General features: G+C 70.7%; 12 protein-coding genes. 6 read left to right on the plus strand and 6 right to left on the minus strand.

The window, feature by feature from the left end; all coding sequences use genetic code 11:
* Nucleotides 1-46: 46 nt before the first annotated feature.
* Both ABGB17_RS28695 and ABGB17_RS28700 read right to left on the minus strand, forming a co-directional pair.
* Nucleotides 47-529 (minus strand): hypothetical protein, encoded by a 483-nt coding sequence (locus tag ABGB17_RS28695; RefSeq protein WP_347635027.1) that lies wholly within the window; start codon nucleotides 527-529, stop codon nucleotides 47-49.
* A gap of 322 nt (nucleotides 530-851) precedes the next feature.
* Entirely contained in the window at nucleotides 852-1,763 is a 912-nt protein-coding gene (locus tag ABGB17_RS28700) for a sulfite exporter TauE/SafE family protein (RefSeq protein ID WP_347635029.1), read from the minus strand.
* A gap of 143 nt (nucleotides 1,764-1,906) precedes the next feature.
* On the opposite strand from ABGB17_RS28700, the gene ABGB17_RS28705 reads away from it, so the two are divergent.
* Nucleotides 1,907-2,650, plus strand: a complete 744-nt coding sequence (locus ABGB17_RS28705; RefSeq protein WP_347635031.1) for a type IV toxin-antitoxin system AbiEi family antitoxin domain-containing protein — start codon at nucleotides 1,907-1,909, stop codon at nucleotides 2,648-2,650.
* Nucleotides 2,647-3,594, plus strand: a complete 948-nt coding sequence (locus ABGB17_RS28710) for a nucleotidyl transferase AbiEii/AbiGii toxin family protein (RefSeq protein ID WP_347635033.1) — start codon at nucleotides 2,647-2,649, stop codon at nucleotides 3,592-3,594. Before ABGB17_RS28705 ends, ABGB17_RS28710 begins: the two co-directional genes overlap by 4 nt.
* A 20-nt stretch (nucleotides 3,595-3,614) precedes the next feature.
* On the opposite strand, the gene ABGB17_RS28715 is transcribed toward ABGB17_RS28710, so the two are convergent.
* Nucleotides 3,615-5,612, minus strand: coding sequence for a PhoX family phosphatase (locus tag ABGB17_RS28715; RefSeq protein WP_347635130.1), 1,998 nt, complete (start codon nucleotides 5,610-5,612; stop codon nucleotides 3,615-3,617).
* Nucleotides 5,613-5,800: 188 nt separating this feature from the next.
* On the opposite strand from ABGB17_RS28715, the gene ABGB17_RS28720 reads away from it, so the two are divergent.
* The gene (locus ABGB17_RS28720) at nucleotides 5,801-6,259 is read left to right on the plus strand and encodes a sterol carrier family protein (RefSeq protein ID WP_347635132.1); all 459 of its coding nucleotides are present in this window, start codon (nucleotides 5,801-5,803) and stop codon (nucleotides 6,257-6,259) included.
* A 7-nt stretch (nucleotides 6,260-6,266) separates the two neighbouring features.
* Here ABGB17_RS28720 and ABGB17_RS28725 read toward each other — a convergent pair whose 3' ends face one another.
* Nucleotides 6,267-6,776 carry a DUF4190 domain-containing protein gene (locus ABGB17_RS28725; protein WP_347635035.1) on the minus strand — a complete coding sequence of 170 codons (510 nt, stop codon included), beginning with the start codon at nucleotides 6,774-6,776 and terminating at the stop codon, nucleotides 6,267-6,269.
* Between the two features lie 303 nt (nucleotides 6,777-7,079).
* On the opposite strand from ABGB17_RS28725, the gene purF reads away from it, so the two are divergent.
* Both purF and purM read left to right on the plus strand, forming a co-directional pair.
* Nucleotides 7,080-8,525: an amidophosphoribosyltransferase gene (gene purF, locus ABGB17_RS28730; RefSeq protein WP_347635037.1), complete on the plus strand. Its 1,446-nt coding sequence runs from the start codon at nucleotides 7,080-7,082 to the stop codon at nucleotides 8,523-8,525.
* Nucleotides 8,522-9,565: a phosphoribosylformylglycinamidine cyclo-ligase gene (gene purM, locus ABGB17_RS28735; RefSeq protein WP_347635039.1), complete on the plus strand. Its 1,044-nt coding sequence runs from the start codon at nucleotides 8,522-8,524 to the stop codon at nucleotides 9,563-9,565. Before purF ends, purM begins: the two co-directional genes overlap by 4 nt.
* Nucleotides 9,566-9,754: 189 nt before the next feature.
* Here the strand turns inward: purM and ABGB17_RS28740 are convergent, their stop codons facing one another.
* Both ABGB17_RS28740 and ABGB17_RS28745 read right to left on the minus strand, forming a co-directional pair.
* Nucleotides 9,755-9,985 carry a DUF3073 domain-containing protein gene (locus ABGB17_RS28740; RefSeq protein ID WP_347635044.1) on the minus strand — a complete coding sequence of 77 codons (231 nt, stop codon included), beginning with the start codon at nucleotides 9,983-9,985 and terminating at the stop codon, nucleotides 9,755-9,757.
* A gap of 150 nt (nucleotides 9,986-10,135) precedes the next feature.
* Nucleotides 10,136-11,242, minus strand: coding sequence for a Glu/Leu/Phe/Val dehydrogenase dimerization domain-containing protein (locus tag ABGB17_RS28745; protein ID WP_347635046.1), 1,107 nt, complete (start codon nucleotides 11,240-11,242; stop codon nucleotides 10,136-10,138).
* A 231-nt stretch (nucleotides 11,243-11,473) separates the two neighbouring features.
* Here ABGB17_RS28745 and ABGB17_RS28750 point away from each other — a divergent pair, with 231 nt between their 5' ends.
* Complete coding sequence (locus tag ABGB17_RS28750; RefSeq protein WP_347635048.1) at nucleotides 11,474-12,352, plus strand: hypothetical protein; 879 nt, start codon at nucleotides 11,474-11,476, stop codon at nucleotides 12,350-12,352.
* Nucleotides 12,353-12,627 lie beyond the last annotated feature (275 nt).

Below are 12,627 nucleotides of genomic sequence, written 5' to 3' on the forward strand. Positions count from 1 at the left end.
GCGGCCTCGCCGGGGTCCCCGGCGAGGCCGTTCTCGTTCACGCGGGCTAGTTGTACGGGTTGTCGTAGTCCCGGCGTTTGGTGCGCTCGGTGTAGACGTTGTTGGGGAACTCCGAGCTGACCAGGATCAGGCTCACGCTGGTGATGGTGGAGCCGTAGTTGATCTCCGCGGCGTGGGGGGTCGCGGTGTAGAAGCTCGGGCACACCGCCGTCGAGGACCCGCCGCTCCAGTAGAGGTTGGTGTAGTTGACACCGTTGATGAGGACCCGGACGTACGGGGCGGTGAAGCTCGACCGGCGGCACAGCGACAGGTCGTAGTAGATCTTCGTGTTCCCGTCGTCGAAGTACAGGTTGCCGTCGACCCGGGCCAGTTCGGTGGAACCGCCGTTGCCGTAGGTGACGGCCCATACGGTGAGGGGCGATCCGTAGGTCGCGTGCGCCGGGGTCACCGGCAGGAGCAGCGCGACGAGTGCGACGAGTGCGAGCGTGAGCGACCTGAACGTGCGATGGCGTCTGACGCTGGACAGCACCGCATCCCTCCTTAGACCTGACGGCCGGCGCACCTTGGCGCCGGATCTCCTTCAGAATCCACACGAGCCGGACGGTGTCCACGCCGGGCGCCACAGCCCGGGATCGGGCCGGTCACTAATGGTCCTGCGGGTGTGCCGTTAAGGGACGGCGCCGCCGTCCGCCGCCGCCTCACCAGGCTGGACCGAATTCGGTGATGCCCGTTCCCCTTGTCGCGGGGGTGTGAAATTTCATCGCCGAGGATGCGGGCCGCCGTGACGAAATCCGATCAAGAAAGGGCGGGCCCGGCCCCGTCGCGGAGCCGGGCCGTACGACGCCGGAGGATCAGACGGGGCTGGGCTCCTCCAGCGCCGCCCGCGCCGACTCCTGCTCCTGCTCGCGCCGGTACTCGCGCACCGAGTACGCGACGGCCGCGGCCCAGGCGACCGCGATCCCGGCGCACACGGTCAACTGCACGCCCCCCGGGGCGCCGACCCAGTCACTGCGCAGCAGGGTGCGCACGTTGGTCAGCACGATCACCCCGCCCACCGCGGACCCGAGGATCCTCGGCGGCACATGCCGCACCAGCCACGCCGCGATCGGCGCCGCGATCACCCCGCCCAGCAGCAACACGCCGACCCAGGCGAAGTCGATGTTCTGCGACCCGATCCCCACCAGGAACCCCGCACTGGCCGCGACCGCCACGAGGAACTCGCTGGCGTCCACGGACCCGATCACCTTCCGCGGCAGGATCCGCCCACTCGCCAGGATCGCCGGCGTGCCCACCGGCCCCCAGCCACCTCCGCCGGTGGCGTCCACGAACCCCCCCACCAGCCCGAGCGGCGCCAGGAACCGCCGCCGCAGCGGCTTGCCGAGGTTCCCGCGCGGCAACCCGAACGCCGTGAACCGCACGAGGATGTAAGCCCCCAGCACCAAAAGGATCAGCGACATCACCGGCGCCGCGAACTCGGTGGACAGATGCGACAGAAAGGTCGCCCCCGCGAACGCCCCGACGGCCCCCGGCACCCCGATCTTCCCGACGACCTTCCAATCGACGTTCCCGAACCGCCAGTGCGCCACCCCCGACGCCAGTGTCGTCCCGATCTCCGCCAGATGCACCGTCGCCGAAGCAGCCGCCGCGTTCGTCCCGATCGCCAGCAGAAGCGTGGTCGAGGTGACTCCGTAGGCCATCCCCAGACTGCCGTCGACGAGCTGAGCGGCCAGACCGACCAGCCCGAGCAGGATGAGCGAGCGCACGCGTCCCCCTTAATCCACTATTCCTACTTAATGCATAGGAATACGATGGATCTCCCCTACCTGTCAAGGTCGCGTTCTGACTTCGCAGCGATGCTTACATTCAGACGTAACCTTCGCTGCGACGACTGCGTAAGCTTCGCTGCATGAAGCAACCGCAGGCGCTCCGAGCGGTCAGCGAGCACGCCGCCGGCCAATGGGGCCTGGTGACCGCCGCCCAAGCCAGGGCCGCGGGCCTCACGGCGGTCGACCTCCTGCGGCTGACCGAGGCGGAGCTCCTGGAGAACGTCGGCCACGGCGTCTACCTCGTCGCCGGCGCGGTCCCCCCGAAGCACCAGGAGATCAAGGTCGCCTGGCTGCGCCTGAACCCCGGCACCCCCGCGTGGCGGCGCCAGCGTCCTGAGACGTACGAAGGCGTGATCTCCCACGCCTCAGCGTGCGTACTTCACGACATCGGCGACATCCCCGCCACCACCGTCACGATCTCCACCCCCCGCCGCCGCACCACCCGTGAGCCGAACGTGCGCCTGCTCCAGCGCGCCGTCGACCCGGCGGACGTCACCCTGATCGACGGCCTCCCGGTCACCACCCCGGAACGCACCATCGTGGACCTCCTCGCCGACCGGGCCGACGGCGGCCACATCGCCGGCGCCCTGGCCGACGCCCGGCACCGGTCCCTGCTCGACCTCCGCACCCTCGCTCCCCGCGCCACTCCCTACGCCAAGTCCTACGGCCTCCCCCCGGCCGCCACAGGCCACGACCTCGTGGCCCACCTCCTCAAGCAACCCCGCCTCCCACCCCCGCCCGACCTGCTCACCCGCGCCCTGGCCCTCGGCCTCACCCTCACCAGGGCACTCGCGAACCCCCCACCGGACAGGGACCCCTCGTGACGCAGATCTACGCCACCCCGCAGGCGTTCGACAAGGCCATCAAGCAACGGGCCAAGCTTCTCGCCGAGCAGCAGGGCGCCGACGTCGGAATGATCCTCCGCAACTACTTCTTCGACCGCCTGACGGCGAGGATCTTCCACGACGACCCGGACGGCTGGCTGCTGAAAGGCGGCCAGGCACTCCTGGTCCGCTATCCGAGAGGCGCCCGCTTCAGCCGCGACATCGACCTCCAGCGTCCCACCGAGAACGTCGAGGAGGCGCTGAGCGCCCTGCGGCGGGCGGCCGCCCTGGACCTCGGGGACTTCTTCGTCTTCACCCCTGCCGCCACACGAGAGCACGCCGACGAGGCGGGCGGGGCCCGGCAGGCGTTCACCATCGCCCTCGGCGCACGGGACATGGGCACGCTCACCGTGGACGTCGTGGCCGGCCGCCACCCCGTGGGCACGCCCGAGGTGGTGGATCTGACCCCCGGCATCCCCCTCCTCTGGCCGGACGACTGGCCGCGGATCCAGCTCTACCCGCTGGTCGACCACCTGGCCGACAAGATCTGCGCCATGTACGAGCACCGCCGCGGCATCGCCTCCACCAGATTCCGCGACCTGGCGGACATCCTCCTGGTCAGCCAGCGGGAGCGACTGGACGGAGCCGCCGTGCGACTGGCCCTGTCCACAGAGGTACGCCGCCGCATCGCCCTCGGGACCGACGTACGGCTACCCGCCCGATTCACCGTGCCCGACCCCGGCTGGCGCCTCGGCTACCCCAAGGCGGCCCAGGAGGTGATCGGACTCCAGGGCTGCCGCTCACTGGCCGAAGCCCAGGCGGCGGCCGACGCCTTCCTCACCCCGCTGCTGTCCGGCCCTCCCCCGGGCACCTGGCAGCCCGGCGCGGCCCGATGGGTCACACCGCCGCCCGCCCGGCCGGCCGAGGGCTCTCCGGTCGCCTGAGAGCCCTCGCCGGTTGTGGGTCAGGAGCCGATCTTCTTGCCCTGGGGGTGCCAGGCGACGGCGACCGAGGGGCGGGGCTGGCTGGTGCCGCCGTCGGGCCAGTGGCTGGCGGGGGCGTCGGGGGTGGCGCCGGTGATCTCGCCGGGGTGCTGGACGGCGACGAAGACGCTCTTCTGGTCCTCGGTGATCAGGGGGCCGCAGGTCTCGGCGCCGTAGGGGACGGTCAGGAACTGGCGGACGTGGCCTCGGTCGGGGCCGGCCAGGGGCATGGCGAACAGGCCGTCGTTCTTGCCCAGGGCGTTGCCGTCGGTGGAGATCCACAGGTTGCCTTCTCTGTCGAAGGCCACGTTGTCGGGGCAGGAGATCGGGGAGACCTTGGTCTTGTCGAAGCCGGCGAAGTACGTCGACGGGTCGGCCGGGTCGCCGCAGACCAGCGGGAGGGACCACGTGAAGGTCGTCGCGGCGGCGTCGTCGCGGCGCTCGGCGATCTCCAGGATCTGGCCGTGCCGGTTGGCGGCGCGGGGGTTGGCCTCGTCGGCCTGGGCGGCGGTGCGGGCCGTGTTGTTGGTGAGGGCCACGTAGACGGCGCCGTTGACGGGGTTGCGCTCCATGTCCTCGGGGCGGTCCATCTTGGTGGCGCCCACCTTGTCGGCGGCGACGCGGGTGTGGACGAGGACCTCGGCGGCGGTCATGCCCTCGACGAACGAGCGGTCGCCGCTGACCAGCGGGATCCAGGTGCCGGTGCCGTCGAAGCCGCCGTCGGCGGGCAGGGCGCCGGTGCCGTCGATCTCGCCGGGGCTGTCACCGGTGAACGTGGCGACGTACAGGGTGCCCTCGTCCAGCAGGGACCGGTTGTGCCGGTCGAAGCCGGGGATGTAGCGGTCCTTGGAGACGAACTTGTAGATGTACTCGAACCGGCTGTCGTCCCCCATGTACGCCACGACGCGGCCGTCCCTGGCGAGCGTGGTGGTGGCGCCCTCATGGGCGAGGCGGCCGAGGGCGGTGCGCTTGATCGGGGTGCTGTCGGGGTCGAAGGGGTCGATCTCGACGATCCACCCGAACCTGTTGATCTCGTTCGGGTGCTTGGCGAGGTCGAACCGCTCCTCCACCCGGTCGAAGCGCCGGTTGCCGCTCGGGACGGCGGTGGTGGTGTTCACGCCGTACCGGGTCAGGTACGGCTTCTGCGCCTCGGGCACGCCGTTGCCGCCGACGAAGTACTGGTTCCAGTTCTCCTCGCCGCTGAGCACGGTCTTCCAGGGGGTGGTGCCGCCCGCGCAGTTGTTGAGCATGCCGTAGACGGTGGTGCCGCGCGGGTCGGCGGCGGTCCTCAGCAGGGCGGAGCCGGCGGCGGGGCCGGTGAGGCGCATCTTGGTCTGCACGGTGACGCGGCGGTTGTACCGGCGGCGCCCCCGGGTGACGAGCTTCCACTGCCCGGTGCGGCCGGAACGCTCCACCTCGACGACAGATCCGCCGTGGGCGGCCATGGCGATGGCGATCTGCTCGAGCGGGGCGGCGTCGCCGGTGGTGTAGCCGCGGAACATGAGGTTCTCGTCGGTGTACTCGTGGTTGACCCACAGCAGGCCGCGGTCGTCGCCGAGCGGGAAGAAAGTGACGAAGTCGCAGTTGTAGCCGAACTGCTTGGCCTGGGCGCGGGCCGTCTGGTTCTCGAAGTCGAACGCCGGCGCGTCCGGCAGCACGGGGTCGCCCCAGCGCACCACGATGGCGGAACGGTAGCCGTCCGCGACGGTGAGCGCGTCCAGCGAGTTCGGCGCCACGGGGGTGAAGCTCAGGCCGCGGGAGCCGTGGCCGCCGCCGAAGGAGGCGGCGGGTCCGGGGTCCGCGGCGGCGGGGACGGCCGCGGCGACGCCCGCGGTGACCACAAGCGTGCCGAGGGCGCCGGCCCGCAGCGCACCGCGGCGGGAGATCGCAGCGGTGAGAACGTCCTGGAAGTAGGGGTTGTCACTGGTGTTGGCCACTTCGTGGGCACAGGCGTCGCCACACCGGAAGCGGCAGGTCATGGCGTCACGGCCCCCGGAGGGGGTGAGGAGAGGAAGGATCGGCAGCCTGCGGGACAGCGGGTTCGCCACAGGTCCTCCAATATCGGTTCGAAAGAGACGCGTCGTCGGGACCGTACGGCCGCCACCACAATACGAGGTGAACGACGGACGCCCACTGAGTGAACCGTCTCCTCGTGAGGCGGGGCAGGATGGAGATCGTGGCCGCCAGGAGACTCGACCGGGAGAAGATCCGCGCCGCCCTCGACGCGCAGCTCGCCTCACTGGGCGAGCCGTCGTACGACGGGCCGCCTGAGGGGGCGGGGGACGCCCTCGCGTACGTCGTGCTCGGTGTGTACGAGAAAGGGTCGCGGCCGGAACGGGACGCCGCGCGGTTCGCGGTGCGGCACCTGCTGGAGCGCCTCGCCGCGGACGCCCCGGGGCGCACGGTGGAGGTGCGCGTGCCGCCGTTCGCGGCCGTGCAGTGCGTGGCGGGGCCCCGGCACACCCGGGGCACACCGCCGAACGTCGTGGAGACCGACCCGCGGACGTGGCTGGAGCTGGCCCTCGGCCGCACGACCTGGGCGCAGGCCATGGACGCGGGCAGGATCAGCGCGAGCGGCGGGCGCGCCGACCTGTCGGAGCACCTGCCGCTGCGGACGGGCGTCTAGCGCGGCGTCACGGGCCCACCGGCTGCTGGACGCCGAGTTTGCGCTCCACGCAGGACTGGGCCTCGGCCTGGGTGGGGGCGTCGAGACACTCCTGGAAGGTGTTCAGGAACCACACGAAGGCCAGCACGCCGAGCAGCAGCGTGAGGCCGCTCAGGACAAGGCCCACGATGGCGCGGCCCTTGTTGGAGCGGCGGGCCAGGGCGATGAAGCCCACGATCAGGCCGGCGATCGCGGTCAGCAGGCCTATGCCGCAGACCAGGAGCAGCACGATGCTGAGGATGCCGAGGACCAGGGACGCCGTGCCGAGGCCGCCGCTCGGCTGCCCGCCGGGAGGGTACTGGCCGTACGGCGGCGGGCCACCGTAGTACGGAGGCTCGCCGTAGGACGGCGGGGTGGTGCCGCCGTAGGGCTGGCCGTAGGGCGGCGGTTGCTGTCCCTGACCACCGGGCGACTCCCCGGAGGACGGCGGGCCGGCCGGGCGGGAGTGAGGGTCGTGCGGATCGCCGGGTGTGGTCACGTGGTCAGCCCTTCTGGCCGGTCGCGGGCAGCGATGAAACACCTACTATCTCCCGCCACGCCCTCACCAAGGAAGCGGTAACGGCAAAAGGCGAGGATCTTTCCCCCAAGGCCCCTGAAAACCGCCAGACCCCCTGCCCGGGTCACCAGTCGGGACGCCGCTGGAACGGTGCTCACCACCCGGGTCACCACAGTCGGGACGCCGCTGGAACGGCGCTCAGCACCGGGTCGCCACAGGTCGAGGCGCCTGCCGGAACGGTGTACCCCGCCCCGGGTTACCACAGGTCGAGAAGCCCAACTTAGAATGAAGCACGTGCTAAAGGGCGACGGCCGACTCGGCCATGACCTTGACCCCGCTGACCGCGCGCCCCAGGACGCCTGTGGCGTCTTCGGCGTCTGGGCCCCGGGCGAGGAAGTCTCCAAACTCACCTACTACGGGCTGTACGCGCTGCAGCACCGCGGACAGGAGTCCGCGGGCATCGCCGTCAGCGAAGGCAGCCGGATCCTCGTCTACAAGGACATGGGCCTCGTCGCCCAGGTCTTCGACGAGTCGGTCCTCGGGACGTTGCGCGGCCACCTGGCGATCGGCCACTGCCGCTACTCGACCACGGGATCCAGCGTGTGGGAGAACGCCCAGCCCACCCTCAGCTCCACCGAGGGGGGCGGCCTGGCCCTCGCGCACAACGGCAACCTGATCAACACACCGCAGCTCGCCGAGCGGCTGACCGGCGCCACGATCCGGGCGACCACCGACACCGAGGTGCTGACGTCCCTGCTGGCCCAGGACCGCAGCCGGTCCATCGAGGACGCCGCCGCCGACCTCCTGCCGCAGGTCAAGGGCGCGTACTCGCTGGTCTTCATGGACGAGAAGACCCTGTACGCCGCCCGTGACCCGCAGGGCATCCGCCCGCTGGTGCTCGGCCGCCTGGAGCGTGGCTGGGTGGTGGCGTCCGAGACCGCCGCGCTGGACATCGTCGGCGCGACGTTCACCCGCGAGATCGAGCCCGGCGAGCTGCTGGCGATCGACGAGCGGGGGGTGCGTTCGCGCCGCTTCGCCCTCGCCGAACCCAAGGGCTGCCTGTTCGAGTACGTCTACCTGGCGCGCCCCGACACCACGATCGCGGGCCGCGGCGTGCAGGCCACCCGGGTCGAGGTGGGCCGCCGGCTGGCCAGGGAGCACCCGGTGGAGGCCGACCTGGTCATCCCGACCCCCGAGTCCGGCACCCCCGCCGCGATCGGCTACGCCGAACAGAGCGGCATCCCGTACGGCCAGGGGCTGGTGAAGAACTCCTACGTCGGCCGCACGTTCATCCAGCCGTCGCAGACCATCCGCCAGCTCGGCATCCGGCTCAAGCTGAACCCTCTGCGCGAGGTGATCCAGGGCAAGCGCCTGATCGTCGTGGACGACTCGATCGTGCGGGGCAACACCCAGCGGGCGATCGTGAAGATGCTGCGTGAGGCGGGCGCCACCGAGGTGCACGTGCGTATCTCGTCACCGCCGGTGAGCTGGCCGTGCTTCTACGGCATCGACTTCGCCACCAAGGTCGAGCTGATCGCGGGCACCAGGACCGTGGACGAGATCCGGTCGTCCATCGGCGCCGACTCGCTCGGCTACATCTCGCTGGAGGGCCTGACCGAGGCGACCACGATCCCGGCGGGACGGCTGTGCCGGGCGTGCTTCAACGGCGAGTACCCCATCCCCATCGATCAGGACAACGTGGGCAAGTTCGTGCTGGAGGCGCGGGCATGAGCCCTGAGGGCACGGCGTCCTACGCCGCGGCGGGCGTGGACATCGAGGCGGGCGAGCGCGCGGTCGAGCTGATGAAGGCCAAGGTCGCCCGGTCGCGGCGGCCGGAGGTCGTGGACGACGCCAGCGGCTTCGCCGGGTTGTTCGACGTCTCCGCGCTGCTGCGCTTCAAGCGGCCCCTGCTCGCGACGTCCACCGACGGCGTGGGCACCAAGGTCATGCTGGCGCAGGCGCTCGGCAAGCACGACACGATCGGCATCGACCTGGTCGGCATGGTGGTCGACGACCTCGTGGTGTGCGGGGCCGAGCCGCTGTTCATGACCGACTACATCGCGTGCGGCAAGGTGGTGCCCGAGCGGATCGCCGAGATCGTCGGCGGGGTCGCCGAGGGGTGCCGCCTGGCCGGGTGCGCCCTGGTCGGCGGGGAGACCGCCGAGCACCCGGGGGCCATGGGGCCGGACGAGTACGACCTCGCCGGGGCGGGCACCGGTGTCGTGGAGGCCGGCGATCTGCTCGGTCCCGACCGGGTGCGGCCGGGGGACGTGGTGCTCGGGCTGGCGTCCTCGGGGGTGCACTCCAACGGCTACTCGCTGGTGCGGCACGTGATCCGCGCCGCGGGCCTGGAGCTGGAGCGGGACGTGCCCGAGCTCGGGCGCACGCTCGGCGAGGAGCTGCTGGAGCCGACGCGCATCTATTCGCTGGCGTGCCTGGAGCTGGTGAGGACCGTCGAGGTGCACGCGTTCGCGCACATCACGGGCGGCGGCCTGGCCGCCAACCTGGCGCGGTCGCTGCCCGCCGGGGTGGACGCCGTGCTCGACCGTTCCTCCTGGACGCCTCAGCCGGTCTTCGAGGTGATCGCCGGGTACGGCCGGGTGCCCCAGGAGGAGATGGACCGCACGTTCAACCTGGGGGTCGGCATGTGCGCGGTCGTGCCCCCCGGCGTGGCCGACGTGGCGTTGGCCACACTGGCCGCCCGCGGCCAGGACGCGTGGGTGCTCGGTGAGATCGTGCCGGGCACGGGTGAGGCCCGTTTCACGGCCTGAGCCGACGCGGACAGAGGCACCCGGGCTCCACGGCCCGGGTGCGACGCGCGGGCCGTGTCACCGATGGGGAAGAGCACGACGAAAAGCTCCTTGCCATCGGGTGGCAAGGAGCTTTTCAGGTGGCACGAAGGAGGCACTCGGCGAGCTGTGCCCGCCGGGTGCCCTGCCAACGTTCAACCCGAAAGTCGCCTAACGGCGCCGGGACCTGGGGTCCTCGTCATCGTCGTCTTCGAAGTCGTCGGCGTAATCGGCGTACCGATCGGCCAGCTCATCGTCGACGACGTCGTCGTCTACGTTCTGGTTGGAGTCGTGGTTGACTCCGAGCTCCTCGCGAAGACGGTCAAGATCGGTGCCGCCGCTGTTGTACTTGAGCTGGCGGGCAACCTTCACCTGCTTGGCCTTGGCTCGGCCGCGCCCCATCGGCTCGACCCCCTCATGCGGGGTCGTGCCCGACCCCTCGTCGCTAACGCACCACGCGCTGACGCCGCCTGACTTCCGACGTCAGCTCTCGTTCGACTACAACCGTACCTGTTTTGCGCGCCAGTCGGTACGCCGTATGGGCGTCCGTGGTCAGCGGCCGAGCCAAATGGCCCTAAGCCGTCCGACTTCCGACATTCTGCGCTCGGCCAGCCTATCGGCCGCCACCGCCGGAGGAACCCCTTCTTCCTCCGCCATCGAAAAGATCTTCAATGTCGTGTCGAAGATCTGCGTTGCCTTTGCCCTGGCCCGGCTCATGTCGAAGCCCTCGATCTCGTCCGCGACCTGGATCACGCCACCGGAGTTGACGACGTAGTCGGGAGCGTAGAGGACGCCCCGCTCGGCGAGCTGCTTCTCCACGCCGGTGTGGGCGAGCTGGTTGTTGGCCCCGCCGCACACGATGGTGGCCCGCAGGCCGGCGACCGTGTCGTCGTCCAGGGCGCCGCCGAGCGCGCAGGGGGAGTAGACGTCGATGTCGGCGGCCTTCAGCGCGGCGGCGTCCGCCACGACGTCCACCTGGGGGTGGCGGGCACGCACCCGCTCGACGGCGTGCTCGCTGACGTCGCAGATCACGACCTCGGCGCCGTCCTCCAGCAGATGCTCCACCAGCCGGTGCCCGACCTTGCCGACCCCTTCGACGCCGACGCGGCGGCCGCGCAGGGAGGGAGTGCCGTAGGTGTACTGGGCGGCGGCCCGCATGCCCTGGAACACGCCGTACGCGGTGAGGATGGAGGAGTCGCCCGCGCCGCCGTGCGCCACGGTGCGCCCGGTCACGAACGAGCACTCCCTGGCGACGACGTCCATGTCCTCGCTGTAGGTGCCGACGTCGCAGGCGGTGTAGTAGCGCCCGCCGAGGGACTGCACGAACCGGCCGTACGCCCGCAGCAACGCCTCGCTCTTGTCCTTGGCCGGATCGCCGATGATCACGGCCTTGCCGCCGCCGTGGTCGAGCCCGGCGAGCGCGTTCTTGTACGCCATGGCCCGGGAGAGGTTGAGCACGTCGGCCAGCGCGGCCTGCTCGCTCTCGTAGGGGTAGAACCGCGTGCCGCCGAGACCGGGGCCGAGCGCGGTGCTGTAGATGGCGATGATCGCCCGCAGGCCGCTGCGGTCGTCGGCGCAGAAGACGACCTGCTCGTGGCGAGCCTGCCCGTTCGGTGAGGGGTCCGCGTCCTTGTGGGACGACCCGAAGACATCGGTCACGGTGGTGACTCCCAGTCATCTTTCCGTCCGCCGCCCCGTCGCGGCGGATCCAGGACACCACCCTATCCAGCCACCTCCACACCAACCATGATCAACCGGCCGGACGCGACACGCCGTGGAGCGCTACAAAGCCCTTGGAGGGCCCCCGGGGCACCGCCCCCTCCTCCCGTGCCCCCTCGCCCCGCCGTGCTCGCTCGCGTCCGCTCACCGCTCCGTGGCACCATTCGAGGTGTGCTGCCCTACGCCGCCTATCTCCGTGTCTACGAGCCGTTGTCCGCGTTCACCGAGCGCGACCGCGCCTACTGGGCGGCGTACGCGGACTCCAAGGACCGGCCGCGCCGCGCGTTCGCCCTGGAGGCCGAGCACGCCGAGGCGGTGCGCCGGCTGCTCGGCGTCTCCCCGATGCCCGCGCCGGGAGGCGAGAGCACCAACGCCTACCTGCGGCGCATAGAGGACACCCTGTACGTCTGCCCGTGGCAGAGCAGGCTGCGCTCGTGGCTGGCCTTCGCCCGCTTCCGCGGCGGCACGCCGCCCCGCCTGGCCGACCGGTTCGTGCCCCGGGCCATCGCCGAGCAGACCGTGGACGACTTCGACCGCTTCAAGCAGAACGGCGGCTCCGCGGCGCTGCGCACGCACATCCGCACCAGCACCTGGCACGTCCCCACGCCGTGGTTCGTGCCGTTCGACTCGGCGGAGCGCTGGCTGGTGCTCGGGCGCCAGGAGGAGAACGCGCAGGAGCCCTCGGCGGCCACCACCACGGCCCCGGCGCGCAACCTGCTGTACGTCACCTCCATGGCCCAGGCACGCCGGCGGGTGGCGCGTGCGCTGGTCGTGATCCGGCGGCACGTGGGCGAGGTGAGCACGCTCACCGAGGTCGAGGAGGTCGGCCGGTGGCTGGAGGACTTCCATCCCCACTCGCTGGTCGAGCTCGACTACGGCGGCCTGGTGCACCTGATGGACGACGCCACGCTGCAGGCCGACCAGTCCGCCGCGGAGCTCGCCGCGGCGCTGACCGGGTTGGACACGGGTCAAGAAGAGCTGGCCTTCGCCATGTATCAGCGCGTGATCGTGCGCTGGAAGTCAATACAAGCCCTCGAATCGGCGAACTGAACCGCAAATCATGCACGTGACCTGCAAAAGTAGGTAACGGGAGTCACCAGCTCGCTTCTGCGAACTGAGTAGTTTGCCGTTTTCACTGCGATACCACGAAACGTGTCGCTAGAATCACCGAGCGTGACATCAACCCGTGGACAAGGCGTTGTACTTTCAGGGCTCGCCAATCGCTCTACGTGGCTGTATGGTCACATCGGGTGATACCGCATGTGGTCCAGAAAAATCCGCACGAACTGGATCCTTGTGGGACATCCGTGACGAAGCGCCAACAC

The sequence above is a fragment of the Sphaerisporangium sp. B11E5 genome (assembly GCF_039871875.1).
GTDB lineage: Bacteria > Actinomycetota > Actinomycetes > Streptosporangiales > Streptosporangiaceae > Sphaerisporangium.